Annotated in this window: 25 protein-coding genes; 10 read left to right on the forward strand and 15 right to left on the reverse strand. The window is 73.4% G+C overall.

Going from position 1 to position 24644, the window contains the following annotated elements:
- Positions 1-34 precede the first annotated feature (34 nt).
- Both ACMCNK_RS21655 and ACMCNK_RS21660 read left to right on the forward strand, forming a co-directional pair.
- Positions 35-1261, forward strand: a complete 1227-nt coding sequence (locus ACMCNK_RS21655; protein ID WP_412738208.1) for a molybdopterin molybdotransferase MoeA — start codon at positions 35-37, stop codon at positions 1259-1261.
- Entirely contained in the window at positions 1258-1746 is a 489-nt protein-coding gene (locus ACMCNK_RS21660) for a molybdenum cofactor biosynthesis protein MoaE (protein WP_412738209.1), read from the forward strand. Before ACMCNK_RS21655 ends, ACMCNK_RS21660 begins: the two co-directional genes overlap by 4 nt.
- Positions 1747-1763: 17 nt before the next feature.
- Here ACMCNK_RS21660 and ACMCNK_RS21665 read toward each other — a convergent pair whose 3' ends face one another.
- The 4 genes from ACMCNK_RS21665 to ACMCNK_RS21680 all read right to left on the reverse strand — a co-directional run bounded on the left by ACMCNK_RS21665 (position 1764) and on the right by ACMCNK_RS21680 (position 5953).
- A complete protein-coding gene (locus tag ACMCNK_RS21665; RefSeq protein WP_412738210.1) occupies positions 1764-3122 on the reverse strand; it encodes a glycosyltransferase family 87 protein in 1359 nt (452 codons plus the stop codon).
- A 237-nt stretch (positions 3123-3359) separates the two neighbouring features.
- Positions 3360-3914 (reverse strand): DoxX family protein, encoded by a 555-nt coding sequence (locus tag ACMCNK_RS21670; RefSeq protein WP_412738211.1) that lies wholly within the window; start codon positions 3912-3914, stop codon positions 3360-3362.
- Between the two features lie 28 nt (positions 3915-3942).
- Entirely contained in the window at positions 3943-5148 is a 1206-nt protein-coding gene (locus tag ACMCNK_RS21675; RefSeq protein WP_412738212.1) for an ATP-binding protein, read from the reverse strand.
- A gap of 100 nt (positions 5149-5248) precedes the next feature.
- A complete protein-coding gene (locus ACMCNK_RS21680) occupies positions 5249-5953 on the reverse strand; it encodes a hypothetical protein (protein WP_412738213.1) in 705 nt (234 codons plus the stop codon).
- Between the two features lie 172 nt (positions 5954-6125).
- Here ACMCNK_RS21680 and ACMCNK_RS21685 point away from each other — a divergent pair, with 172 nt between their 5' ends.
- On the forward strand, positions 6126-6998 hold the full coding sequence (locus tag ACMCNK_RS21685; protein WP_412738214.1) for a hypothetical protein: 873 nt from the start codon (positions 6126-6128) through the stop codon (positions 6996-6998).
- Positions 6999-7106: 108 nt separating this feature from the next.
- Here ACMCNK_RS21685 and ACMCNK_RS21690 read toward each other — a convergent pair whose 3' ends face one another.
- From ACMCNK_RS21690 to ACMCNK_RS21710, 5 genes are all read right to left on the reverse strand, one after another.
- Entirely contained in the window at positions 7107-10280 is a 3174-nt protein-coding gene (locus ACMCNK_RS21690; protein WP_412738215.1) for a UvrD-helicase domain-containing protein, read from the reverse strand.
- Between the two features lie 124 nt (positions 10281-10404).
- Positions 10405-11796 carry a metallophosphoesterase gene (locus ACMCNK_RS21695; protein WP_412738216.1) on the reverse strand — a complete coding sequence of 464 codons (1392 nt, stop codon included), beginning with the start codon at positions 11794-11796 and terminating at the stop codon, positions 10405-10407.
- Entirely contained in the window at positions 11793-12032 is a 240-nt protein-coding gene (locus ACMCNK_RS21700) for a MoaD/ThiS family protein (RefSeq protein ID WP_412738217.1), read from the reverse strand. Before ACMCNK_RS21700 ends, ACMCNK_RS21695 begins: the two co-directional genes overlap by 4 nt.
- A gap of 3 nt (positions 12033-12035) precedes the next feature.
- Entirely contained in the window at positions 12036-13031 is a 996-nt protein-coding gene (moaA, locus tag ACMCNK_RS21705) for a GTP 3',8-cyclase MoaA (protein ID WP_412740943.1), read from the reverse strand.
- A 218-nt stretch (positions 13032-13249) separates the two neighbouring features.
- The gene (locus ACMCNK_RS21710) at positions 13250-14128 is read right to left on the reverse strand and encodes a fructosamine kinase family protein (protein WP_412738218.1); all 879 of its coding nucleotides are present in this window, start codon (positions 14126-14128) and stop codon (positions 13250-13252) included.
- Positions 14129-14184: 56 nt separating this feature from the next.
- Between ACMCNK_RS21710 and ACMCNK_RS21715 the strand changes: the two genes are divergently transcribed.
- Together ACMCNK_RS21715 and ACMCNK_RS21720 are read left to right on the forward strand one after the other, a co-directional pair.
- Positions 14185-14697: a GNAT family N-acetyltransferase gene (locus ACMCNK_RS21715; RefSeq protein WP_412738219.1), complete on the forward strand. Its 513-nt coding sequence runs from the start codon at positions 14185-14187 to the stop codon at positions 14695-14697.
- A gap of 101 nt (positions 14698-14798) precedes the next feature.
- A complete protein-coding gene (locus tag ACMCNK_RS21720) occupies positions 14799-15800 on the forward strand; it encodes a DUF4192 domain-containing protein (protein WP_412738220.1) in 1002 nt (333 codons plus the stop codon).
- Here ACMCNK_RS21720 and fdhD read toward each other — a convergent pair.
- Positions 15790-16617, reverse strand: coding sequence for a formate dehydrogenase accessory sulfurtransferase FdhD (gene fdhD / locus ACMCNK_RS21725; RefSeq protein ID WP_412738221.1), 828 nt, complete (start codon positions 16615-16617; stop codon positions 15790-15792). The two genes, ACMCNK_RS21720 and fdhD, sit on opposite strands and share 11 nt — an antisense overlap.
- Positions 16618-16746: 129 nt before the next feature.
- On the opposite strand from fdhD, the gene ACMCNK_RS21730 reads away from it, so the two are divergent.
- The 3 genes from ACMCNK_RS21730 (at position 16747) to ACMCNK_RS21740 (ending at position 18775) form a co-directional block, all read left to right on the forward strand.
- Positions 16747-17298 (forward strand): molybdenum cofactor guanylyltransferase, encoded by a 552-nt coding sequence (locus ACMCNK_RS21730; RefSeq protein WP_412740944.1) that lies wholly within the window; start codon positions 16747-16749, stop codon positions 17296-17298.
- Positions 17299-17377: 79 nt separating this feature from the next.
- Positions 17378-17650: a DUF6457 domain-containing protein gene (locus tag ACMCNK_RS21735; protein ID WP_412738222.1), complete on the forward strand. Its 273-nt coding sequence runs from the start codon at positions 17378-17380 to the stop codon at positions 17648-17650.
- 48 nt (positions 17651-17698) lie between these two features.
- On the forward strand, positions 17699-18775 hold the full coding sequence (locus ACMCNK_RS21740; protein WP_412738223.1) for a T3SS (YopN, CesT) and YbjN peptide-binding chaperone 1: 1077 nt from the start codon (positions 17699-17701) through the stop codon (positions 18773-18775).
- Between the two features lie 24 nt (positions 18776-18799).
- On the opposite strand, the gene ACMCNK_RS21745 is transcribed toward ACMCNK_RS21740, so the two are convergent.
- Both ACMCNK_RS21745 and ACMCNK_RS21750 read right to left on the reverse strand, forming a co-directional pair.
- Positions 18800-20695, reverse strand: coding sequence for a beta-propeller domain-containing protein (locus ACMCNK_RS21745; RefSeq protein ID WP_412738224.1), 1896 nt, complete (start codon positions 20693-20695; stop codon positions 18800-18802).
- A 36-nt stretch (positions 20696-20731) separates the two neighbouring features.
- On the reverse strand, positions 20732-21196 hold the full coding sequence (locus ACMCNK_RS21750; RefSeq protein WP_412740945.1) for an Lrp/AsnC family transcriptional regulator: 465 nt from the start codon (positions 21194-21196) through the stop codon (positions 20732-20734).
- 67 nt (positions 21197-21263) lie between these two features.
- Between ACMCNK_RS21750 and ddaH the strand changes: the two genes are divergently transcribed.
- Positions 21264-22091 carry a dimethylargininase gene (ddaH, locus tag ACMCNK_RS21755; protein ID WP_412738225.1) on the forward strand — a complete coding sequence of 276 codons (828 nt, stop codon included), beginning with the start codon at positions 21264-21266 and terminating at the stop codon, positions 22089-22091.
- Here ddaH and ACMCNK_RS21760 read toward each other — a convergent pair whose 3' ends face one another.
- Positions 22092-22301, reverse strand: a complete 210-nt coding sequence (locus ACMCNK_RS21760; RefSeq protein WP_412738226.1) for a type II toxin-antitoxin system HicB family antitoxin — start codon at positions 22299-22301, stop codon at positions 22092-22094. It abuts the gene before it with no gap.
- Between the two features lie 102 nt (positions 22302-22403).
- Here ACMCNK_RS21760 and ACMCNK_RS21765 point away from each other — a divergent pair, with 102 nt between their 5' ends.
- Positions 22404-22979, forward strand: coding sequence for a bacterial proteasome activator family protein (locus ACMCNK_RS21765; protein ID WP_412738227.1), 576 nt, complete (start codon positions 22404-22406; stop codon positions 22977-22979).
- 4 nt (positions 22980-22983) lie between these two features.
- Here ACMCNK_RS21765 and ACMCNK_RS21770 read toward each other — a convergent pair whose 3' ends face one another.
- Positions 22984-23793, reverse strand: coding sequence for an HAD family hydrolase (locus tag ACMCNK_RS21770; protein WP_412738228.1), 810 nt, complete (start codon positions 23791-23793; stop codon positions 22984-22986).
- Positions 23793-24614, reverse strand: a complete 822-nt coding sequence (locus ACMCNK_RS21775) for an HAD family hydrolase (protein WP_412738229.1) — start codon at positions 24612-24614, stop codon at positions 23793-23795. The genes ACMCNK_RS21770 and ACMCNK_RS21775 overlap by 1 nt, the downstream gene beginning before the upstream one ends.
- Positions 24615-24644 lie beyond the last annotated feature (30 nt).

Below are 24644 nucleotides of genomic sequence, written 5' to 3' on the forward strand. Positions count from 1 at the left end.
ACCGGCCGGGCCGGTGCGTGGATAGGCTGCTGCGGTGAGCGTTGACAGCACCCCGGTCGACTGGGAGAAGGCGCGCCGGATCGCGTACGAGGCGGGGCGGGTGGCGGCCGGGCCGGTCAACGAGGTGCCGCTGGCACAGGCCGACGGGCGGACCCTCGCCGAGCCGCTGAGCGCGCTGACCGACCTGCCCGCGTTCCCGACCGCCAGCATCGACGGGTGGGCGGTGCGCGGCGGCGCGCCGTGGCGCCCGGTCGGCCGGGTGCTCGCCGGGCACACCCCGGCGCCGCTGACCGACGACGGCACCTGTGTCGAGATCGCCACCGGCGCCATGGTCCCGGCCGGAGCGGACGCCCTGCTGCGCGTCGAGGAGTCCCGCCAGGCCGCCGACGGTCTGGTCACCGGCGTACCGCGCAGCGCACCGGAGTGGCGGCTGCCCGGCGAGGAGGCCACCCGCGGCGAGCAGCTCCTGCCCGCCGGGACGGCGGTCGACCCGGCCGTGGTGGGGCTCGCCGCCACCTGCGGCTACGAAACCCTCCCGGTGCGGTCGGTGCCGCGGGCCGCCGTACTGATCTTCGGCGACGAGCTGCTCACCGGCGGCGTGCCCGGCGCGGGCCGGGTTCGCGACTCGCTCGGGCCGCAGGTCCCGGGATGGCTGCGCCGGCACGGCGCGCACGTCGACCCGGCCGACGTCACCGGGCCGGTCCGCGACACGCTCGACGCGCACGTCGACGCGCTGCGGCACGCGCTCGCGACCGCGGACGTCGTCTGCACGACCGGCGGCACGATGCACGGACCGGTCGACCACCTGCACCCCGCACTGGCCGCCCTGGGCGCCGAGTACCTGGTCAACACGGTCGCCGTCCGGCCCGGCTTCCCGATGCTGCTGGCCCGCCTCACCGACCCGGACGGGCGCAGCCGATTCGTTGCCGGGCTGCCCGGCAACCCGCAGTCCGCGGTGATTGCCCTGGTCTCGCTCGTGGCGCCGCTGCTCGCCGGTCTGCACGGCCGCGAACTGCCCGACCTCCCCCACGTCACCACGGGCGCCGCCGTGGCGGGCCGCGGCGGGTACACCCACCTGGCACTGGCCGCCCTCGACCCCGACCGCGGTACGGCCACCCCGGTCGGCCACGTCGGCTCCGCGATGCTGCGCGGGCTGTCCCGGGCACACGGATTCGTGGTGGTCCGCCCGGGCACCCAGGCCGCGGCCGGTGACCGGGTGCCGTTCCTGCCCCTGCCGCTGTACCCCGGGGAGCGCCCATGACGACCGAGCAGCCGCCCACGCCCCGGGGAGCGCCCGTGACGACCGAGCAGCCGTCCGCACCCGCCGCCGCGGTCACCCTCGTTGCCGTCCTCGACACCGAACTGGACCTCGCGGCGCACGAACGCGCGGTCGCGAATCCGCAGGCCGGGGCGGTCGTCTCGTTCCAGGGCGTCGTCCGCGACCACGACCACGGCCGGACGGTCACCGTGCTGGAGTACGAGGGCCACCCCAGCGCCGAAGCCGTGCTGCGCGAGGTCGCCGAGGAAGTGGCCGCGGACCCGTCCGTGTTCGCGGTCGCCGTATCGCACCGCATCGGCACGTTGCACGTGGGCGACATCGCATTGGTGGCGGCGGTCAGCACGGCGCACCGCGCGGCGGCCTTCACCGCGTGCGCGCGCCTGGTCGACGAGGTCAAGGCCCGGCTGCCGATCTGGAAACGGCAGGTGTTCGGCGACGGCACCGAGGAGTGGGTGAACTGCCCCTGACCCGCGGGTGACGCCGGTCAGCCCGGTTCCGGGACGGCCGCTGCGGGCCGCAGGTGCGCGGTCACCGGCCGCCGCCAGTGGTCGACCGGGAACGCGGGTGCCGCCCCCATCCGCGCGGGCAGCCCGTTGATCAGCAGGATCAGCCCCAGTGCGTACGCGTTGCCGCCGACCGTACCGACCGTCCCGCCCGCGCCCGCCAGCGTCCACATCGGAGCCGTGACGAACAGCAGGTACGTGAGCACCGCCGCCATCGCGTAGCCCGTACCGGCCACCCTGGACGGACGCCCGGGCCCCGGCCGCCGGCCGCACACCCGCTGCCGGAACGCTGCGTCGACGAGGATCAGCACCGCCGGCACCACCCAGATCAGCTCGTACGTGCTGGTCACCGGACCGGCGATCCCGGCGGTGAGGCCCACCAGCGTAAACGCCGCGACCTCGTCCCCGTCGGCGTGCGCGGACCGCGCCCGGATCAGCCCGACCGAGACCAGCATCAGCCCGAACGACAGCCACAGCAGGACCGGCGTGGTCGCCGAGTCGAACAGCCGGGCGAGCACACCGGCGAGCGACTGGTTGTCCGGTGCGCCGATCCCGCCACGCCGGTCCAGGCGGAACAACACCTCGGTGAGCCACGCGACACCCTCGTGCGGTGCGGCCAGGACCGCGCCGGCGCCCAGGGCCACGCCGGTGGCGGTCGCGGTGCACGCCGCCCGCCACTGGCGGGTGCTCGCGAGATACACGATGAAGAAGACCGGGCTCAGAATCAGCGCGGTCGCGATGCCGATGCCCACACCGGCCCACGCCCCCCGCTCCCAGCCGCGGCGCAGCAGCCGCCTCAGGTGACCACCGCCGGGCGGTCGCGCCGCGGATCCCGCGCCCTCGTGGATCGACCGTCGCGCGGGTGAGCCCCGGCCCCGTGGCCACCACGTGGCGCGGCTGCGTGCCCAGGCGCCCCGGCGCAGCGCCACCATGTCCGCCACGATCAAGCCGAACGCCAGCACGTCCAGACGGCCGAGGCCGAGCGCCGCCCGCACCGGCTCGAGCAGCAGGGCGAGTGCGCCGGCGGCGAGTACGGCCCGCCAGCGGGGCCTGCCGTACCGGCGGGCGACCGGGCCCGCCAGTGTGTACAGGGCGAGGGCCAGGGCGGCCACCCCGGCGAGCGCGAGTAGACGGCCCGCCGCCCCGATCGGTAGCCACGCGGCCGGGAGCAGCAGGAACGCGGCGGCCGGGGGGACCGCCGTGCCGAGGTTGCTGTCGGGGGCGCGGTAGGCGTACAGGCCGTCGCCGGACAGCCAGCTCCGGATGGCGGCGCGGTCCAGGGCCAGGCCGGCGAGTCCGTACCGATGGGTGAGAGCGGCCGCCGTGATGCCGACGCCCACGCACGCCAGTCCGGCAACGGCGAGTCGCGCCGCTCTCCGGTGCGTGCGCGCGGTTCGGCGCGCACGCTCCACAATCGCCGGCATGGCGCGACCCCCCGTCGCTCTCGCTCTCCGGTCCGCTCGGACCTCGAGAGGCGGCGCGGAGCGGGTCCGGCGCGGCCCGCGGCGCGAGCTCGGCGGCCCCCGGCCCACCGGCAGCCCCTGATGGCTTAACGGCGGGAACGGCAGGGAGGTTGTTCAGCGGGGCAGGTGCCGGCCCACGGTCGCCGAGGCGGCCGCGATCTTCGCCTCCCGTTTCGCGGTGCGCACCGCGCGGCGCACCGAGCGCTGGACCGTACGTTGCGAGCGATCGACCGCGTGCGACGTGCGGTACCGCAGGCCAGGCCGTCCCTGGGTGTCCGCCGCCGCCAGCAGCAGCCCGCCGAGCAGACCGAGGTTCTTCAGGAAGTGGATCTCCTGCCCTTTGCGGTCGGGTCCGGACATCGTCCAGAAGGGATGCCCGGCCAGCGTGGTCGGGATCAGCCCCGCCGCCAGCACCACCGCAGCCGGGCGGGTGAGCCGTCCGCTCGCCAGCAGCAGGCCTGCCACCAGGTCTGCGCCGGCTTTGAGCCGGACCAGGGTCTCCGCGTCGCTGGGCAACCGGGAATCCACCCGCTCGATCAGCGGGCTCACGTGGTCCGTGACCCGTTTGGCCAGGTCGACGCGGGAGCCGGGATCGAGAGCGACACGGACTCCGCTGATGACGAAGATGGCGCCGAGCATGGCGCGGGCTGCGCTGCGTACGGGCTTCATACCGCTGGTTATACCCGTACCCGGCCGATCATGCCGGTTGTGTACGCAGGTATCGGCCGAAGTGCGGGACCGTGAACGCGACCGTGCCGCGCCCGCCCGAATAGATCAGCCCCTTCTTGATCAGCGCGTCGCGGGCTGGGGACAGGCTGGCCGGGCGGCGGCCGAGCGCGCCCGCGATGTCGGCGGTGGGCACCGCGGCGTCCATGTCGTCGGCGGCGTCGCCGGACAGCGCGGCCATGGTGCGCATGTACTCGCGCTCGGCGGGGGTGGCGCGTTCGAAGCGGGAGCCGAAGAATCCGACCGCGAGCTCCGCCTCCGCCTCGGGCGCGGCGACCCGCACGTCCGCTGCGGTGATCGGCGAGGTGGGTGCGTGATCCCAGGTCGCCTTTCCGTACGCCTGCACGAAGTACGGGTAACCGCCGGACTTCTCGTACAGCAGGTCCAGTGCCTTCGGCTCGTACGCGACGTCCTCGCGGCCCGCGGGCGCGCACAGCGCGAGATCGGCGGCGATCCGGTCCAGCCGGTCGATGCGCTGGTACCGGAACAGCCGTTCCGAGTACGACTTGGCCGCCGACAACACCGCGGGCAGGTGCGGCAACCCGGCGCCGACCACGATCAGCGGCGCGCCGAGCTGGGACAGCTCGTGGCAGGCGGCGCAGAGCGCGGAGACGTCGGCGGCGCCCAGGTCCTGCATCTCGTCGATGAACAGTGCGATGCCGGTGCCGACGTCCGTGGCCAGCGACGCCGCGTCGGTGAACAGCTCCACGAGGTCGATCTCGATGTCACCGGAGTCGGCGCGGCCCCGGGCGGGCGGCACGTCGATGCCGGGTGCCCAGCGGTCGCGCAGCTTCGCGCCGGTGTCACCGGCCCGCAGCGCGAACGCCTTCAGTACGCCGAGCACCTCGTCGACCCGCTCGGGGTTGCGGTGGTGCGGGGTCAGTTCCCGGATGGCCATGTGCAGCGCACCGGACAGCGGGCGGCGCAGCGACTGGTCCGGCCGGGCCTCGATCTTGCCGGTGCCCCAGAGGCGGCCGATCGCGGCGGAGCGCAGCGTGTTCAGCAGTACGGTCTTGCCGACGCCGCGCAGGCCGGTCAGGACGAGGCTGCGCTCGGGGCGGCCCCGGGCAACCCGTTTCAGGACGACGTCGAACGCGTCCAGTTCCCGGCCGCGACCGGCCAGTTCGGGGGGTCGCTGGCCGGCGCCGGGCGCGTACGGGTTCCGTACCGGGTCCACGAACAGGACAATATCGGGCTGTCTAGCCGAATCGCTAGAGACGGGTCTCGACGGAGCTCTACGGTTGTCTAGCTCTGGCGCTAGAAGCCGCTAGAGAGGTCTACTTTTCGCGCAGGCACAGCACGAAGTCGAGGCTGTCCAGCTCGCTGTCGTAGAAGTACCACTTGGTGTAGTGGGGGACCCGGCTGCACTTGGCCTCGGCGTCCGCCTCACCCGTCGTGCGCCCGTCCACCCGCTTGAGCACCTCGAACGTACCGGAGGCGCAGGGGGTGATCTTCATGTCGGGGGCCGCGGGGGTCCCGTCGTTGCGCACGCACTGACCCTTGGCGACGAAACGGGCGTCCTCACTGCTGCGCGGCTCGGCCCCGACACCCGTGGCCGCCGCGGACGGCGTGTTCAAGGCTCCGGTCTTGTGCTTGTTCCCCGTGTCCTTCGAGATCAGCCAGGCGGTCGTGGCGAGACCACCGCAGATCAGCACGGCCAGCACGACCACTACGGCCACGATCGGACCGTTGCGCCGACGCGGCTGCGGACCGGCCTGCTGCGGACCACCCGGCTGCGCCCACCCCGTGGGTGAGCCGGCCGGCGACACCGCGGTCGGCGGCGCCGGATACGGCTGGGCGTACCCGGACGACGGCTCCGAGCCCGGCGGCATGGAGACCGGATGGGCTCCCCACCCGCCCTCCGGCACGGCAGCGGTGGCATGCTCGCCCCAGGGATCGGCCGGTTCCGTGTACGGCTCGTCGGACCCCGACGATCCGCCGGCCGACCATGGCCGGCCGGAGTACGGGCCGTTCTGCGACATCGGGGTCCTCCTGGCGCACGTTCGCTGTACGCCACCGTAGCGTGCAGCGCGGCCGCGTTCCGTCCCGGAATCGCGCCGACCAGGGATCATTCCGGCGCCGAGTGCTCCAACTAACCCCGCTGTCGGCAACCCGACCCGACGCGCCCACCCGGCACCGATACGGTCCACGGTCATGTCGCTACCGATAGTCATCCTGGCCGCCGGGTACGGGGCCGCCACCAGCGCTTTCGTGCCGCGGATCGCGCACCGGCTGGCCGTGCCGTTCGGGGCTTCACCACGAACGGCCTGCGCGGACTGCGGGCGACCCTTCCCCACCGGACACCGTGGCTGGGCGCACGCCGGTCACCCGTGCGGGTGCACCGCGCGGCGAGCGGGTACCCGCAGCGAGCTCCCCGGCGCTGGTGGCGCCGAGCCCGCCCACGACGCCCAGCCCACCCGTGACGCCCAGCCCGTCGGCGACGCCGGACCCGCCCGTGGCGCCCAGCCCGGAGGCGACGCCGGACCCGCCTGTCACGCCGGACCCGCAACGGGGACCGTTATGGCGGTCGGCGCATCGGCTGCGGCGCTGCTCGCCGCCGCCCGGGGACCGGTGCCGACGCTGCCCGTGCTGCTGCTCGCCGTACCGCTCGGCGTGCTGCTCGCCGTGGTGGACCTGCGCTGCCTGCGGCTGCCCGACGCGCTCGTCGGCGCGCTCGCCGCGGTCGTCGTGCCGCCGCTGGTGCTGCTCGCCCTGCTCGGCGGGGAACCCGGGCGGCTCGGGCGGGCCGCCGTCGCGGCGGGGCTCGCGGGTGCCGCGTACCTGATGGTGGCGTTGCTGCCGGGCCACGGCCTGGGGTTCGGCGACGTCAAGCTGGCCGCGGCGCTGGCCTTCCCGCTCGGCTTCCTCGGCTGGCCGGTCGCCGCCGCGGGCCTGGTGGTGCCGCACTTGATCAACGGTCCGGTGGCGCTGGTCCTGATGGCCACCGGGCGGGCCCGGCGCGGCACCGCGCTGCCACTGGGCCCGGCCCTGCTGGCCGGCGCGCTGCTCGGCGTGGTTCTGGCGTGACGTGCGCGTTACTCGACGTGGTCGTGGCCTGACGGGAGCGCCGCTCGGCGTGGTCGTGGCCCGAATAGGCCGATTGTCCCGGTTGCCGCCCAGCGCGCAGTCCTCGCCCTACAGCAGGCGGAGCTGGCGGTCGCGCGGCCGGGCGGGGACCGTGTCCCCCATCCGCTCGAACAGCCCCGCGTCGATCGCGTCGAGGAACGGCGTCGGCGCCTGCTCCCGCTCGCTTCCGTGCCGGAACCGGCGCGCCGCATGCGTCACGTACAGGCGGTCCTGGGCGCGGGTCAGGCCCACGAAGAACAGCCGCCGCTCCTCCGCGGTCTCCTCGGCGTCCGGCGCCGCGCCCGGCCACCGCAGTGGCAGCAGCCCGTCCTCGCAGCCGACGAGGAACACGACCGGGAACTCCAGGCCCTTCGCCGCGTGCAGCGTCAGCAGGTTCACCGCTTCGGCGCGCGGGTCCAGCGCGTCCACCTCGGCGCCCGTGGCGATCTCCTGCAGCAGGCGCGTCAGGTCGTCACCGACGCGCTGCGCCAGCGGCGTGATCAGATCCGCGGCCGCCCAGATGTCGTCCGGGGCGAGCTGTTCGGCATCCAGGGTCGGCGCCGCGAACCGCTGCGCCAGCACCTGCGCGGTCAGCTTCACCCGGGCCGCCAGCGAGCCGCCGAGGCCGCCCGCGTGGCGCAGCTCGCGGGCGAGCACCTGCACCCCGGCCCGGTCGCGCAGCCGGTTGTGTGACCGTTTCTGTACGGGCACCCCCGCGCGCGACAGCGCCGCCGCAATGGCCACCGACTGGGCGTCCGTGCGGTACAGCACCGCGATGTCCGAGAACGAGACCGCGCCCGCCACGACCGCCCGCCCGTCGACCCGCCCCGAGTCCAGCGAGCGGTGCGACAGCCCACCCACGAGCCCGTCGATCGTCCGCACCACGAAGTCGGCCTCGTCTGCCGCGGAACCCGCGTGGTACCGGCCGACCAGCGGCGCCTCCGGGTCCAGCCGGGCCGGGTCGAGCCGCCGCCCGGGCACCAGCGACGTCGGCGCGATCGCCTGCACCGCGGCGGCCAGGATCGGCGCGGACGAGCGGTAGTTGCGGGTCAGCCGGACCAGCCGGGCGTCCGTGAAGTCCTGCGAGAAGCGCAGGAAGTACCGCACATCGGCACCGCGGAACGAGTAGATCGCCTGGTCCGGGTCGCCGATCGCGCACAGGTTGCCGTCGGCGGGGCTGAGCAGGCGCAGCAGCTCGTACTGGACCTCGTCGACGTCCTGGTACTCGTCCACGAAGATCCAGCGCCACCGGTCCCGGTACTTCTCCACCAGCGCCGGATCGTCGCGCAGCAACGCGACCGGCAGGGTGAGCAGGTCGTCCAGGTCCACCAGGTCGCGCTGGCGCAGCAGTTTCACGTACGCGGCGTCGTCGTCGCCGGCCTGCTCGCGGGCCGCGGCGCGGTCCGTGTCGTCCGCGATCCGCCATCCCGGGCCGAGCCCGGCCGCCTTGGCGTTCTCGGTCAGGATCGTCAGCCCCACGGCGTGGAACGTGCCGACCGTGATGTCCTCGGCGGTCTCGCCGAGCAGCCCGCCGAGCCGGACCCGAAGCTCCTCGGCGGCCCGCCGGGTGAACGTGATCGCGAGGCAGCGCTCCGGGAACACACCCAGTTCCGCGCAGAGGTACGCGATCCGGTGCGTCAACGTGCGGGTCTTGCCCGTGCCGGGACCGGCCACGATCAGCAGCGGGCCGCCCGGCGCCGAGGCGGCCACCCGCTGCATCGCGTCGAGACGGTCCAGCAGCCCGGTGCCGACCTCCTCCATCCCGGCCAGCATCGGCTCGAACGGCTCGTGCGGGCTCGGCGGCGGCGGCAGCGGCGGCGCCGGGGCGGGCACCGCCTTGCGAGGCTCCCGGACCTTCGGCTTGGCCACCCGGCCGAGCTGCGGTTCGGAGCGGCGCTGCTGCGGGACCGCGGCCGGGGCGGGGACGTCGAACAGCGTCTCGGTCTGCGGGGCGCTGGCCCGGTTGCGCAGCTCCCCCGGCGCGAACAGGGTGATCACGCCGTACTCGCCGTCGTAGCCGGGAATCCGGCGGACCGCGCCGCGGCGCAACCGGTCGATCGCCTCGCGCAGGTGTTCGCCGCCGGCCTGGCCGATCGCGTCGAGCGGCACCGTACGCAGAATGTCCAGCTCCGTGCCGAGCGTGGCGACCAGGTGGTTGAGCTGGGCCTCGACCGTCTTGGATTTCGGGCCGACGCCGCTGATCTCGCCGAGGATCTCGTGCAGCTGGATGAGGTGCTCGACCCGGTACGGCCGGCGACCCGTACCGGGCGGGCGGTCGGCCAGGTCCTCGACCCGGCTCAGCACGCCGACGGTCAGCGGCTTGGCGCACTCGGGGCACCGGCCGCCGGCCGTGCGGGTGCGGGACGGTTCCCAGTTCACCCCGCACGCGCGGTGGCCGTCCGCGTGGTACTTGCCTTCCTCCGGGAAGAACTCGATCGTGCCCGCGAGAGTGCTGCCGTCCTTGATCGCGAAGTAGTCCGGAGTGCCCGTGAACAGGGTTGCCTCGCGGGCCAGCGCGGCCGGGGAGTGTGCGTCCGAATTGGACACCAGCCGATAGCGGTCCAGGCTGGACACCCGCCAGTTCATCTCCGGGTCCGACGACAGGCCGGTCTCCACGGCCGTGATGTGCTCGGCCAGGTCGGCGTAGCAGTCCGCGATGGCGTCGAAGCCGGACTTGGAGCCGAGCGCGGAGAACCAGGGGGTCCAGATGTGCGCGGGCACCAGGTAGGCGTCCGGACTGGCCTCCAGCACGATCTCCAGCAGGTCGCGGGAATCCAGGCCCAGGATCGGCCGGCCGTCCGCGGTCAGGTTGCCGACCCGGCCGAGCGCGGTGTTCAACCGGGCCGCCGCGTCGAGATCCGGCACGTAGATCAGGTGGTGCACCTTGCGGGTGCGGTCGTCCCGCTTGTAGATCGTCGAGATCTCGACGCTGAGCATGAACGTCGGCTCGGGGCTGTCGCGCAGCGACCCGGGAAGGCGTTGCGTGACGCCGGTGCGCAGGTCGTCGGTCAGCCGGAACAGGCCCGGTCCGGCGGGCACCAGGCTCTCCCGCAGGTGCTCGAACCATGCCGGATGGGTGAAGTCGCCCGTGCCGAGCACGGCGATGCCCTTGCGGTGTGCCCACCATGCGAGGTTGGGCAGCGTGAGGTCACGGCTGCAGGCTCGCGAGTATTTCGAGTGAATGTGCAGGTCCGCGACGTATGTGTCCGCGGTGACCGAGGACCCTGCGCTGAACGAGGGCACGCCGCATCCTGTCACGGGCGCCCCGCGGCGCGCGCGGCGCCACGCGCGGAGTGACACATTCGGTCCGGGTAAGAATCCTGGACCGCCGCCGCCCGGACCGCCGGGCAACGCAGAGGATTCACTGTCACGGGGTACGCAACTCGACGAGCGTCACCTGTGGCGGGGCGCCGACCCGCACCGGCGGGCCCCAGAAGCCGGCGCCGTTGGTCACGTACAGCGGGACGCCGTCGATCTTGCCGTAGCCGCTGACCACCGGCTGGTTGAGCCCCACGATCAGGTTGAACGGGACCATCTGGCCGCCGTGGGTGTGGCCCGACAACTGCAGGTCGACGCCGAATTCTGCTGCCTCGCGGACCTGCGACGGCTGATGCGCCAGCAGCACGACCGGGCGCGAGGTGTCCCGGCCGCCGAGCGCCTTGCCGAAGTCCGGACCCTGCCCGTACGCCTTCCCCGCCACGTCGTTGACGCCGGCCAGGTCGAGTGCCCCCAGCGCGACCCGCTCGTTCTGCAACGGCCGGACGCCCAGCCGCGCCACCTCCGCCACCCAGTCCTGGTAGTCCGGGCGGTAGTACTCGTGGTTGCCGGTGACGAAGTAGGCGCCCTGGCGGGACCGGATCCGGGCCAGGGGTTCGGCGTACCGGCCCAGCTCGGCCACGCTGCCGTCGACCAGGTCGCCCACGATGCAGACCACGTCCGCGTCCAAAGAATTGATCATGTCTACGATGCGGCCGACGTGATGCGACGCGCTCAGCGGGCCGAGGTGGATGTCCGAGACCACGGCGAACCGGGTGCCGTCCAGCGCTCGGGGCAGCTTGGCCAGGGGGATCTGCACGCGGTCGAGCTGCGGCGGCCCGAGCGCGGTACGCACGCCGTACCCGGTGACGCTCGCGGCGGTGAGCCCCGCGAAGATCGCCGCCCCGCGCGCGAGCAGCAGGCGCCGGTCGACCCCGGCTCGCTCGGGGCCCGGCCCGGCAGGTCCGGTGCCCGCGTCGCCGTTCGGGCTCGCCGCAGCCGGTGCCGGGCCGGTCGCCGCCGAGGTCTCCCGGCCCTGGCGCGCACGGCCTTCGGGTGCCTGTCCTTCGGGCCCCCGGGCTGAGGTGTCGTGAGCGGGAACGTCGTGGGCCGGAGCGTCATGGGTCCCGGTGTCCTGGGACGGAACCGGGACCGACGCCGCCGCCGTGACCGGCTCGTCCGCCCGCCGCCCGTCCGCGGCTGCCCGGCGGCGCATCCGCAGACCGATCAGCAGCCGTGGCACCTCCAGCACCAGGAGAGTCACGAGCAGGTAGAACATCACCGCGAGCCACAGATAGCCCACCCAGCCGAGCAGCTGGGACCGCCCGCCGGTGGTCAGCACCAGCGTGACCGGCACCAGCACGGCGAGCAGCGTGATGACGCCCCCGCCGATCCACCGGGCCGGACCCGGCCGCAGCGGATCACGGACGAGGCGCTTCCACAGATACAGGTGGATCAGCCCGAGGACCGTGAGGACCACGGCGAAGAAGACGAACACCGTCATCCCCCCGCGAACGGGGGCAGGACGTCGACGGTCGCCTCGGCCGGCAGGGACACCGTGCGGTCGTGGACCGGCAGCCCGTCGACCAGGTAGCTGGCCGCCTTGAGCACGACCGCCAGCCGCTCCCCGTGCCGTGCGGTCAGCAGCGAGGTGAGGTCGTCGAGGCACGCCGCGTCGGCGGTCTCGGTGCTGACCCCGGCGGCGGCGCGCGCCCCGGCGAAATACCGCACGGTCAGCACCGCTCAGCCTCCGATCGCGGACATCGGCCGGGCCGGCTGCAGGAACGACGGATCGTCGATGCCGTGCCCCGCACGCTTACCGGCCATCGCGACCCGCCACGCCTGCGCGATCTCCGCGTCGTCGGCGCCGCCGCGCAGGAGCGCCCGCAGGTCGGACTCCTCGCGGGCGAAGAGGCAGTTGCGGATCTGCCCGTCCGCAGTGAGCCGGGTCCGGTCGCAGTCACCGCAGAACGGCCGGGTCACGCTGCCGATCACGCCGACGCGGGCGGGACCGCCGCCCGCCGCGGACCAGCCGGGCACCAGCCAGGTCTCGGCCGGGGCGGTTCCACGTGAAACCGGGTCGGATTCCAGCCCGAACGGCGCCAGCGAGGCCAGGATCTCCGCCGCCGTGACCATGGTGTGGCGGTCCCATCGGTGCTGCCCGTCGAGCGGCATCTGCTCGATGAAGCGCAGCTCGTACCCCTGCTCCAGCGCGAAGCGCAGCAGCGCGGGCGCCTCGTCGTCGTTCACGCCGCGCATGAGCACGGTGTTGATCTTCACGGGGGTGAGCCCGGCGGTCGCGGCCGCGCGCAGGCCGGCCAGCACGTCCGCATGCCGGTCCCGGTGCGTCAGCTCCCGGAAGCGCTCCGGGGAGAGGGTGTCGAGCGAGACGTTGACCCGGTCCAGCCCGGCATCGCGCAGGGCGGGAGCGAGCCGCTCCAGACCAACCCCGTTGGTGGTGAGGGACAGACGCGGCCGGGGAGACAGCCGGGCCGCGGCGGCCACGATGCCGACCAGGCCGGGACGCAGCAGCGGCTCGCCCCCGGTGAAGCGGACCTCGGTCACCCCGAGGCGGTCCACCGCGATCCGCACCAGCCGAAGCACCTCGTCATCGGTGAGCTGCTGCTGGCGGGGCAGCCAGGCCAGGCCCTCCTCGGGCATGCAGTAGGTGCAGCGCAGGTTGCACCGATCGGTCAGCGAAACCCGCAGATCGGTCGCCACCCGCCCGAACCGGTCCACGAGCCCGCCCGATTCCGCCGGACCTCGTACTTCCGCCGGCCTGCTTGCTTGCGTCGGCTCGGGCGCGCGGAGGCCCTCGGCGGTTCCGACCGCGCCGAGTTGTCCTGCCGCATCGACCCGCTCGGCGACGCCGCTCACGGATCTGCCCTCGCTCACCGATCGAATCTATCCCGTCGCGCCGACACTTTCTCCAGCGCGGCGACCCATCCCACAGACGCTCAGGACCGGGCCCGGTCGACCGCTGCCCGTACGGCCCCGCGATAGGAACCACCGAACGCGGCCGTGTGCACGAGCAGCAGGTGCAGCTGATGGACGGGCACCCGGGCGCGCCAGCCGTCGGCGAGCGGCCAGGTCTGCGCGTACGCGGAAAGAATGGTGTCCAGGTGCGGCGGCCCGCCGAACAGCGCGAGCTGCGCAAGGTCGGTCTCCCGGTGCCCGCCGTGCGCCGCCGGGTCGACCAGCCAGGCCCGCCCGTCGGCGGCCCACAGCACATTGCCCGGCCAGAGATCGCCGTGCAGCCGGGACGGCGGCTCGTCGCCGCCGTACTCCGGCAGATCGGCAATGATCTTCTCCACGGCCGCGACGTCCGCCGCCGGCAGCGCACCGCGATCGGCCGAGATCTTCAGGTACGGGCGCAGCCGGTGCTCGCCGAACCATTGCGACCACGGCCCCGGGTCACCCGAATTGTCCTGTGGCAGCGGGCCGATGAACCCCGCCCACGCCGCCCCGAACCGGCTCGCCCCGGCCCGGTGCAGCGCGGCCAGCTCCCGGCCCAGGCGCTCGGCCGCCGCCGCGCTGGCCGCCCCCGGTTCCACCCATTCCAGCGCGAGCAGGTCCGGCAGCGCCGCCAGCACCTCCGGCACCGGCACGGCCCCGGCGTCGGCGAGCCAGCGCAGCCCGTGCGCCTCGGCGGCGAAGAAGCCCTCCGGCGGGGCCCCGTCAGGCCAGGACTTCGCGAACAGTGACGTGCCGTCGTCCAGGGTCAGCCGGGACGCGTGACACACGTCGCCGCCGCCCACCGGCGTTTCCCGGATGCGCTGATGGGTGAGAAATGTCGGGAGATGCTGGGGGTGCGCGCGCAGGTACGCCAGATCCACCCCCTCATCTTCCACTTCGGGTTACGAGCTGCCCGATTCGGAGCCAAAATGTCGGCATGGACCCTGTCGCAGTGCGTTCGTACCGGCCGACCGATCACAGCGCCGCGCGCCGCCTGTGGTCCGAGCTGACCCGCCAGCACACGCGCATGTACGGCACGGCGAACGGCACGGGCGACGACGGCGGAGCGGAGTTCGAGGAGTACCTGACCCGGCTCGACCTGGGCGGGGTCTGGGTCGCCGACCACGCCGACGACGGCGTCATCGGCCTGGTCGGGCTGGTGATCCGCGGCCGGGCCGGTGAGGTCGAGCCGATCGTGGTCACCTCCACCCACCGGCACAAAGGGGTGGGCCGCAAGCTGCTGCGCCACGTGGCCGACGAGGCGCGCCGCCGCAACATGAAGTCGCTGACCATCTCCCCCGAGTCGCGCAACGTCGAGGCCATTCGCAGCCTGCACGCGGCCGGGTACAACGTCGTCTCCGCGATCGAGCTGACGATGGACCTGGGCCGGGACACCCAGGCGTGGCAGCCCGACAGCGTCGAGTTGCACGAGCTGTCGTTCCGGTCCTGACCTGCACCATTACTCTGCGTGCCGGTGGATAACCGGCGTGTCGTCCACAGGCCAAAAGAACGGCGTACCCGCGGGGTCGCGTCCGCGCCACGCTGCCCCGCATGACAGCCGAGTGCACCCTCAAGGTCAGCTCCCCGGCCGAGCTCATCGCGGCCGTGCCGTTCCTGATCGGCTTCCACCCCTCCGACAGCCTCGCCGTGGTCGCCGTGTGCGGGCCACGGGTGACGTTCGCCGCCCGCCACGACCTGCCCGAGCCCGACCGCCCGGAGGATGAGGTGCGCGCCGAGGCCGAGCACGTCGCCGCGGTGATCGCCCGGCAAGGCGTCGACGGCGCCACGGTCATCGGGTACGGCGCCGCCATCCGGGTCACCCCGGCGGTGGCGCGCACCGCCGGGGCGCTGCGCCGCCAGGGGCTCGTGGTCCACGACGAGCTGCGCGTCACGGACGGCCGGTTCTGGTCGTACCGGTGCACCGAGCCGGCCTGCTGCCCGCCGGAGGGCCGCCCGTGCCCACCCGCGCACAGTCCGGTCGCGGCCGCCGCGACATTTGCGGGCCAGGTGGCGCTGCCGGACCGGGCCGCCCTCGTCGCGCAGGTCGCCTCCGCGACCGGCGCCGAGCGCGCGGCGATGACCGCCGCGACCGCCCGCGCTCAGGGACGGCTGAGCGACCTGATGGCCCGCGAGCTGCACGAGGCGGGTTTCGCCCGGCTGGTCCGGCACGCCGGCCGTACCGCGGTGCGGGCGGCGGAGCGGTGCTACCGGGTCGGGCGGCGGCTGAGCGATGACGACGCCGCGTGGCTCGGGGTGCTGCTGATGTATCTGCCGGTGCGTGACTACGCCTGGGAGCGGATCGGCGTCGAGGGGTGGCGGGTGACGATGTGGACGGACGTGCTGCGCCGGGTCGACCCCGCCTTCCTGCTCGCGCCCGCATGTCTGCTGAGCTTCGCGGCGTGGCGGGCCGGGATGGGTGCGCTGGCCCGCGTCGCGGTCGACCGGGCGCTCGGGCACGACCCGCACCATCCGATGGCCCGCCTGCTGGAGGACGTCCTCGGCTACGCCGTCGACCCGGCCGCCGTCACCGGCTGGCCGCGGGTCACCGCGTGATGCGGTGTGCCCCGGCGTACACATTCATCGACCGGCCGCGCAGGAAACCCACGAGTGTCATCCCGGCCTCCTCAGCCAGCTCCGCGGCCAGGGTGCTCGGCGCCGAGACCGCGGCCAGTACGGGCACCCCCGCCATCCACGCCTTCTGGGTCAGCTCGAAACTGGTCCGGCCGGACACCAGCAGCACGTGCCCACGCAGCGGCAGCCGGCTTTCGCGCAGCGCCCACCCCACGACTTTGTCCACGGCGTTGTGCCGTCCCACGTCCTCGCGCAGCACCACGAGTGTGCCGTCTGCGGCGAACAATCCGGCCGCGTGCAGCCCGCCGGTACGGTCGAAGGTGCGCTGCGCGGTGCGCAGCCGGCCGGGCAGTTCGGCGAGCACCCCGGCGGGGACCGTGAACGGGTCGTCGGCGACCGCGAAACGCGACCGGGTCCGCACCGCCTCGATGCTGGCTTTCCCGCACACCCCGCACGCGCTGGTGGTGGTGAAGTTCCGGCTCGGGTCCGTCACCGGCGGCGGCACGTCCGCCCCCAGCGCCACCTCGATCACGTTGTACGTGTTCGGCGTCTCGGTCCCGGAGCACAGTTGCGCGGTGACCACGTCACCGGCACCCCGGATCACGCCCTCGGCGAACAGGAATCCCAGAGCGAGATCGATGTCCTGGCCCGGGGTGCGCATGGTGACCGCGAGCGGCGTACGCCCGACCCGGATCTCCAACGGCTCCTCAGCAGCCAGATCGTCCGGCCGGTGCCGGGCCTCGCCCGCCGCGTCCAGATCGATCCGGAGCACCGGTCGCCGGTTCATCGTGCGCGCCATGCCCCCGACCCTATGCCGCGTCGATGTCACCGGCTTCCCGGTGCGGTCACGCTCATGTCCGCGCCGGGATACGGTACGTACGTGGGGGGATTTGCTGCGGTGGTTCTGGCCGGTGGTGCGGCGCGTCGGATGAACGGTGCGGACAAGCCGGCATTGACGGTCGCCGGGCAGTCCATGCTGACCCGGGTGCTCGCCGCGGTGCACGACGCGGACCCGCGCGTGGTGGTCGGCCCCGTGCCTTCCGACCTGCCCGTCCATGTCGACTCCACCCGCGAGAACCCGCCCGGTGGCGGCCCGGTCGCGGCCACGGCCGCGGGTCTGGCCCTCGTCCCGGTGGATGTGTCGCTCACCGCCCTGCTCGCCGCGGATCTCCCGCTGCTCACCGGCGAGGCGGTGGACGTGCTGCGGCTGACCGTCGAGTCGGCACCGATGCATGGCGCGCTGTACCGCGACGCCGAGGGCCGCCGCCAGTCGCTGTGCGGCGTCTGGCGTACGGCCGCGTTGCGTGACGCACTCGACCGGTTGGCCGCCAAGCGCGGCAACCTGCACGGCGCCCCCATGCGCGAGCTGCTCGACGAGCTGAGTGTCATGGACGTGTCGTGGCGCCGTCCCGGGCCGCCCCCGTGGTTCGACTGCGACACCGACGACGACCTGCGCGCGGCCGAGCAGTGGGCGCGATGAGACGATCGCAGACACCGGGGCACCCCGCCCCGATCCCCACCACTGCCGCCCCGGCGCCCGGGGCCGGAGAGCGAGAACGATGAACGAGCTGGACGCCTGGGTGACCGCCGCCGGCGCCGAGATCGGCACGGCACCCGGCGAGGTCGACACCGCGGCGGTGCTCGATGTCGCCCGCGACGTCGCCCACCAGGTGCTGCGGCCGGGGGCGCCGGTCACCGCGTACCTGATGGGCCTGGCCGTGGGGCGCGGCGCCGATCCGGCCGATGTGGCCGCGCGGATCCGGGCCCTGGCACTTGCCTGGCCGCACCGCGACGGCGCGCAGCCCGTCGTCGCCGACCCACCGACCCCCTGATCCTCGGACCCGCCGCTCGATAGGGTGACGGGGACGGAGGTGGCGATCATGACCGTGAATGACGCGCACGAGCAGCCCGAGGGCGTCCTGCTCGACGAGCCGACGACGGCTGACCTGCGAGCCAAGGTGACCGAGGCGTGGCGCGAGTTCGCCGGTGCGCTCGCCGGCCTGCTGCCCACCCTGTCGCCCGGCGCGCATGTCGACCTCACGCTGGACCCCACGGCCTCCGGCACCGGGGCAGCCATCTACTCGGTGAGCCTGCGGCTGCTCGACGGCGGCGTGGTGGAGGCGCTCGCGGTCGGCAACGCCGCGCTGCCCGAGGGCCTGCGGATGGACCGGTCCGCGGTCGCGGACCTCGTCGCGCTCGGCTGGTCCCCGCCCGGGGTGCTGCCCGGTTCCGGCGACTCGTTCGGCCTGTGCACCGACCTGTCCGCCGCGAACCGTCTCGCCACGGTCGTGACCCGCACGATGCGCGACGTGTACGGCGCCCCGCACCCCGCGTTCCTGGTCTACCTCGTGCACGACGAGCAGGACGAACCGCTCGACAGCCCGCCGCTGGGCACCGCCCGTCACGAGCCGAGCGTCGGGCAGACCGTGGACCTGTCCGACCTCGACGAGGACGGCCTGCTGACCGAGGCGCTGGCCGGCGCGGAAGACGACGTGGTCCCGCTGGAGGAGCGGGTGCGTACGGTCGTCGCCACGATGTCGAAGACCACCGTCGATCAGTTGCAGGTCGACAACGACGGCGACATCGGCATCCGGGCCGGGTCCGCGATGGTGTTCGTCCGGGTTCGCGACAACCCGCCGCTGGTGGACGTGTTCTCCCCGATCCTCACCGAGGTCGAGCCGACCGAGCAGCTGTACGTCAAGCTGTCCGAGCTGACCAACCGCATGCCGATCGGGCGGCTGTACTGCGCGCAGGACACCGTGTGGGCGTCCATCCCGGTGTTCGGCCGCAACTTCCAGGCCACCCATCTGATGCTCGCCGTGCAGGTGATGACCGGGCTCGCGGACGAGCTGGACGACCGCCTGCACGGCGAGTTCGGCGGCAAGCGGTTCTTCGGCGAGGGCGACAAGCCTGCCGGGCGCTCCGATGGTGACCATCGCACCGGCATGTACCTGTAACCCTCGCCGGGTCACCGCCGCGGATCATCCATTGGGGAGCCACGCCAGGCGGTCCATCGTGGACAGATTCGACGCCTGCAGCCCGCTGTCGGACATGGTCCACAGCACGTCGCCCACCACCAGGGTGCGCCGTACGGTGGGCGCGGTGCCGTCCGCGACCCGCGGCTGGGTGATCGCCCCGACCTCGGTCAGCCCGGTGTCGGTGACCCGCAGCGCCAGCGCGGACGCGTCCGGCTGGGTGCGCGCCCGCGGGTCGTACGTCGTGACCGGCACCACGAGCAGTTGCGTGGCCGGCCACCACAGCAGGGCGTGCGGGTCCCACTCCGCCTCGGACTGCCCGCCCGCGATGTGGCGCTGGGCAAGACGGCGCGGCTGGGCCGGGTTCGACGTGTCGAACAGCGAGACCTGGGTGCCCGACACCCGTCCCGCGGTGTCCGCCTCCTGACCGACGCCGACGATCCGGCCGTCGCCGACCGGCTGCAGGTGCGCCGAGTAACCGGTGATCTTCAGTTCGCCGGTCACCGCGGGGTGCGCGGGGTCGGCGAGGTCGACCGCGTACAGCGGGTCGGTCTGCCGGAACGTGACCAGGTAGCCGCGCGGTCCGATGAACCGGACGGAGTAGATCCGTTCGCCGTGGCCGAGCCCGTCCACGACGCCGACCTGCGTGAGCGTGCCGCCGCGCTGTTCCAGTACCCGCACCGCGGAGGTGGCCACGTTGTCGTCGGTCGTCGCGACGCGCAGGTGCCCGTCCCATTCCGACAGCGCGTACTGGTTGACGAGCTGACCCGGGACGGAGCCGGCGGACGCGTACCGGGGCCTTTCGGCGCCGGTGAGCTCCAGCCGGTAGATGTCGGTGTGCTGCGGGACGGAAGTGGGTTTCGGGGCGCGGCCGGGCCAGATGTCGAGCCGCCAGCGTTGATCACCGGCCAGGTACAGGCTGGTGCCGGTGCCGTACACGGTGTCGGCGTCGGCCGCGACCGTGACCGGGTCGCCGTCGGTGAGGGCGGGTGCGGTCAGGTCGAACGTCAGGACCGTGACCAGCGACGTACCGGAGAAGTCAGCGGGCCGGCTGACCCGGTCGCAGCCGACCTGGCCGGACGTGGTGTCGGCGCCCGTCGTGACGGACCAGTCCGGTAGCCACGCGCCGAGCGGGGCCTGTCCGACGGCTTTGCGGTTGGCGGCGATCCGGTCGTCCTCCGCCGCGTCGGGCCGCTGCGGCAGCGCGATCGCCGGCGTGGAACGCAGCACCACCCGGGCGACCGTGCCGGTCTGGCGGGCGTCGACCAGGGCGCCGTCGCCGGTGTAGCGGCTGACCACCCGTGGGGTGCCGCGCAGGTCGACCAGCACGAGCTGCGCCCGGGTCTGCATGGGCGGCGCGAAATGGTCGATCTCCCCGGCCAGGTAGGCGGCGCGGGCCAGGACAAGGGCGGAGTCCCCGGCGAGCAGCAACTCGGTCTCGCCGTTGACGCCCAGGTCCAGGCGCCCGGTGACGGTACGGCTGGCCGCGTCGACCACCCGCAGCGTGCCGTTGGAGACGGTGACGATGCGCCGGCCGTCCGTTTTGACGATGTCCGGCTCGTCGGCGTCCTGTTCGTGGTTGTTGGTGGTCGAGTGCGGCGCGGCCGCGGCGGGCACGGGCGCGGCGTCCTTCATCGCGGTACGGGCGCCGCCCATGTCCAGCACCTCGGGACGGCCGCCGCCAGAGCCGGGGAATCCCCACGGCCCCACCGCCTTCTTGGCGTGCGTACGCAGGTCGTTCAGGAGCTGGTCACAGGAGTCGAACGCGACGAGCCGCAGGCTCCCGGCCGCGGCGGTGCCGGTGGGCCGGGGCGGCGTGGGCTGTGCGGTGCAGCCGGTGAGAGGCGCCGTGGCGGCGAGGGCGCCGCAGAGCAGGAGTCGGGTCCAGCGTGGGGCAGGCATGTCGGTGGGACGTGGGGCGCCCCCGCCCGGTTCCGCTCAGCTCGGTGCCGGCGCCGGCACCGGGGTGGGGGTTTCCACGAGCCGGGACAGCACGACCATGCTGCGGGTCGAGGTGACGAACGGCTCCGCCCGCAGCCGTTCGAGCGCCTGCTCCAGGTGGCCGATGTCGGCGGCGCGCAGATGCACGAGCGCGTCCGCCTGCCCCGACACCGTGTACGCCCCGACCACCTCGGGGTGCCGCCGGGTGGCGACCGTGATCTGCGCGGGAGTCGTCCGGCCGGTGCAGAACAGTTCGACGAACGCCTCGGTGGTCCAGCCCACGGCGGCCGGCTCGATGACCGTGGTGAACCCTTTGATCACACCGCTGGATCGAAGGCGGTCGACGCGCCGCTTGACGGCCGGCGCCGACAGGGACACCTTTGCCCCGATCTCGGCGTAGGACGCGCGTGCGTCATTCACGAGCAACGCAATGATTCGCTGGTCTACGGCGTCCATCTGCAACGATTCGTCTCCGACGAGCAAGGCTTCGACCTGTTTCGTTGCTCCCAGCCTACCTACCCTTTACCTCATGAGTCACACGGAGCGGATGCCGCGTACCCGGACATATCTGATGTGCCCGCCGGAGCACTTCACGGTGGAGTACGCCATCAACCCCTGGATGGACACCACCGCTCCGGTCGACCCGGTGCTGGCTCTCAAGCAGTGGCGGCTCCTGCACGACACCCTCGCCGAACTCGGCCACCAGGTGCACGTGCTCGACGCCCAGCCCGGCCTGCCCGACATGGTGTTCGCGGCCAACGGCGCGTTCTCCGTCGACGGCACCGTGTACGGCGCCCGCTTCAAGCACCCGCAGCGCGCCGCCGAGGCCGCCTTCCACCAGCTCTTCTACGCCCAGGGCGCGTGGCGGTTCGCCGACCCGGCGTTCGTCAACGAGGGCGAGGGCGACTTCGCGTACCTGCCCGGGGCGTACGGCGGCATGATCCTCGCCGGGTACGGCTTCCGCACCGACCCGGCCGCGCACGCCGAGGCGCAGGAGGTCCTGGGCCGCCCCGTGGTGTCGCTGAAGCTGGTCGACCCCGCGTACTACCACCTCGACACGGCGCTGGCCGCGCTCGACGACCGCAACGTCACGTACTTCCCGGACGCGTTCTCCCCCGCCTCCCAGCGGGTCCTGAGCCAGCTCTTCCCGGACGCGGTGATCGCCGACCGGGTCGACGCGGAGGCGTTCGGGCTCAACCTGGTCAGCGACGGCCGCAACGTGGTGCTCAACACCGAGGCGACCGGCATGGCCGACAAGGTGCAGGCAGCTGGCTACCACCCGGTGACGGTCGATCTGTCGGAGCTCAAGCGCGGCGGCGGCAGCGTCAAGTGCGCCGTGGCCGAACTCCGCGCCTGATCAACGCCCGTCCAGCTGGAACGAGGTGACCAGCGGGGTTGCCTCGATGGTCGGCGCCGCCGCCTCGTCGAGGAACACCTCGACGGCTTCGCGCAGGTTGGCGAGGGCCGCGTCCAGCGTCTCCCCTTGACTGGCTACCTCGAGTTCCAGGCAACGGGCGACGTACCAGTCGTCCTCTTGGTGCACCGCGGCGGTGAATGTCCGTACCATCGACCCCCTCAGCCCTGCGGGTCTCATCGTACGGGTCCGGGTGGTGGCGGAGGCGTGACGCCCGCGGCGAATAGGTCGCGGGCGTGCGGGAAGATGGATCGCATGACCGACGACACCCCCACCCCTGAGAAGAGTGACGACGGCTCCGTCATCGTCGTGGGTCCGGACGGCCGCCCGATGGGCACGGTCGACGCGAACGGCGGCGTCAGCCCGGAGGACCCCGGCAACCTGATCGAGCAGCCCGCCAAGGTCATGCGCATCGGCAGCATGATCAAGCAGCTTCTGGAGGAGGTCCGCGCCGCCCCGCTCGACGAGGCGAGCCGCGGCCGGCTGCGCGAGATCCACCAGCGTTCGATCAAGGAGCTGGAGGACGGGCTCGCGCCGGAGCTGCAGGAGGAGCTGGAGCGGCTGTCCCTGCCGTTCAACGGCGACACCCCGCCCAGCGAGAGCGAGCTGCGCATCGCCCAGGCCCAGCTGGTCGGCTGGCTGGAAGGGCTGTTCCACGGCATCCAGGCGGCCCTGGTGGCCCAGCAGATGGCGGCCCGTCTCCAGTTGGAGCAGATGCGTTCCGGCCGCCCCGCCCTGCCGATGGGCCCGAACGGCGTCCTCCCCGGCATGCCCGGCGCCCCCGGCGCCGAAGGCGAAGGCACCGGCCACAGCACCGGCCAGTACCTCTGAGGGTTCAGAGGGAAAAGAGCCGCTCCAAGTACGCCGCCACCCCGTCCTCGTCGTTCGTGAGCGTCACCTCGTCGGCGACCTCACGAACGGCGGGGTGGGCGTTGCCCATCGCCACGGACCGGCCCGCCCAGCTCAGCATCGGTACGTCGTTGGGCATGTCCCCGAACGCGACGACGTCGGCGGCCGTGAACCCCTCCTGTTCGCACAGCCAGGCCAGCCCGGCCGCCTTGGTCACCCCGGCCGCGGAGATCTCCACCAGCGCGGACGACGAGGAGTGGGTGGCCTCGGCCAGCCCGCCGAGCGTGTGCCCGACCAGCATGTAGAAGTTGTCCGGCGGGTGGGTCGCGGAGCGCGCCAGCAGCTTCACCGCGGGCAGCGTGGTCAGCTCCTCCGGCGTGGCCAGGACTCGGACGTTGTGGTGCTCGGCCTCCCAGGTCATCGGCCACCGCTGCTCGTACCAGAACTTGCGGCCGTCCTCGACCTCGACCGCGAGGGCGACGTCCGGGATCGCTTCCCGCAGCTTCTTCGTGACCTCCAGCAGCAGCTCGACGTCCAGGGGCGCGGACCGCAGCACATGGTCGGTGTCGGGGTCGTAGACGATCGCGCCGTTCGCGCAGACCGCGGGCAGCGGTTCGGCCATTTGGTCGTAGAGCTGGCGCAGCCAGCGCAGCGGCCGCCCGGTGACCAGCACGGTGGGTACGCCTTGGTGGATCAGCCGGTCGAGCACCTCGGCGGTACGCGGGCTGAGCGAGCCGTCCGAGCGGATCAGGGTGCCGTCGATGTCGGAGGCGACGAGGCGTACCGGGGCGGACATCACCTCGACAGTAGCCGGTCCAGGAACACCGCGACCCCGTCGGCGTCGTTGGTGAGGGTCACCTCGTCCGCAGCGGCGAGGATCGACGGGTGGGCGTTGGCGACCGCGACCCGCCCCCAGCCGGCCCACGCGAACATGGGCAGGTCGTTGGGCATGTCCCCGAACACGAGCACGTCCGCGGGATCGACGCCGACCGAATGCGCGACCACGGCCAGACCGGACGCCTTGTCCACGCCGGGCGGGCAGATCTCGATGAAATTCATCCCGGCCTGCGTGATCGACGCCACCTCCGGCGGCACGATCCGCTGGGCGGCGGCGAGCAGGTCGTCGACGTCGCGGTCGGCGCACCGCGCGAACGCCTTGATCACGTCCACGGCCACGCATACCTCGCGGGGTCGTTCCTCGATCACCACCGGGTACCGCCACGTCGGGTCCCGGTCGCCCCACAGCGGGGCGTCGTCGTAGTCGAGCGCCTCGACCAGCACCGACAGCGGCCCGACCTCGGCCTCGAGGTCGGCGAGCACCGCGGCCAGGGCGCGCCCGGACAACCGGCGGGTGTGCAGCGTCACCGGCACGTCGGGGTCGCTGTGGTCGACCACCCAGCCGCCCTGGGCGAGTACGAGGTATTCCGCGGCGCGGATGTCTCCGCGGGTGAGGCCGGTGAGCCGGGGACCGCGCCCGGTGGCGCCGACGACCCGGATGCCGGCCGCGCGGACCCGGTCGAGGACCTCATGGGTGTACGCGGACACGGTGTCGTCGCTGCGCACCAGCGTGCCGTCGAGATCGGTCGCGATGAGCTTCGGCAAGCCGGGCTTGACCATCTCTACCTCCGAGGGTCCAAAACCCCCGCG

It is taken from the genome of Krasilnikovia sp. MM14-A1259 (assembly GCF_047159535.1).
Classification (GTDB): Bacteria; Actinomycetota; Actinomycetes; order Mycobacteriales; family Micromonosporaceae; genus Actinoplanes.

Coding starts and splice junctions, on each gene's coding strand:
- ACMCNK_RS21695 (WP_412738216.1), bottom strand. CDS start 11,796: ATGACGGTGTTCGTCTTCTTCGCCGTGGTCCTCACGGTCCTCGGGCTG.
- ACMCNK_RS21760 (WP_412738226.1), bottom strand. CDS start 22,301: ATGGTACGGACATTCACCGCCGCGGTGCACCAAGAGGACGACTGGTAC.
- ACMCNK_RS21715 (WP_412738219.1), top strand. CDS start 14,185: ATGGACCCTGTCGCAGTGCGTTCGTACCGGCCGACCGATCACAGCGCC.
- ACMCNK_RS21670 (WP_412738211.1), bottom strand. CDS start 3,914: ATGAAGCCCGTACGCAGCGCAGCCCGCGCCATGCTCGGCGCCATCTTC.
- ddaH (WP_412738225.1), top strand. CDS start 21,264: ATGAGTCACACGGAGCGGATGCCGCGTACCCGGACATATCTGATGTGC.
- ACMCNK_RS21660 (WP_412738209.1), top strand. CDS start 1,258: ATGACGACCGAGCAGCCGCCCACGCCCCGGGGAGCGCCCGTGACGACC.
- ACMCNK_RS21680 (WP_412738213.1), bottom strand. CDS start 5,953: ATGTCGCAGAACGGCCCGTACTCCGGCCGGCCATGGTCGGCCGGCGGA.
- ACMCNK_RS21730 (WP_412740944.1), top strand. CDS start 16,747: ATGAACGGTGCGGACAAGCCGGCATTGACGGTCGCCGGGCAGTCCATG.
- ACMCNK_RS21775 (WP_412738229.1), bottom strand. CDS start 24,614: ATGGTCAAGCCCGGCTTGCCGAAGCTCATCGCGACCGATCTCGACGGC.
- ACMCNK_RS21685 (WP_412738214.1), top strand. CDS start 6,126: ATGTCGCTACCGATAGTCATCCTGGCCGCCGGGTACGGGGCCGCCACC.
- ACMCNK_RS21740 (WP_412738223.1), top strand. CDS start 17,699: ATGACCGTGAATGACGCGCACGAGCAGCCCGAGGGCGTCCTGCTCGAC.
- fdhD (WP_412738221.1), bottom strand. CDS start 16,617: ATGGCGCGCACGATGAACCGGCGACCGGTGCTCCGGATCGATCTGGAC.
- ACMCNK_RS21720 (WP_412738220.1), top strand. CDS start 14,799: ATGACAGCCGAGTGCACCCTCAAGGTCAGCTCCCCGGCCGAGCTCATC.
- ACMCNK_RS21770 (WP_412738228.1), bottom strand. CDS start 23,793: ATGTCCGCCCCGGTACGCCTCGTCGCCTCCGACATCGACGGCACCCTG.
- ACMCNK_RS21745 (WP_412738224.1), bottom strand. CDS start 20,695: ATGCCTGCCCCACGCTGGACCCGACTCCTGCTCTGCGGCGCCCTCGCC.
- ACMCNK_RS21735 (WP_412738222.1), top strand. CDS start 17,378: ATGAACGAGCTGGACGCCTGGGTGACCGCCGCCGGCGCCGAGATCGGC.
- ACMCNK_RS21765 (WP_412738227.1), top strand. CDS start 22,404: ATGACCGACGACACCCCCACCCCTGAGAAGAGTGACGACGGCTCCGTC.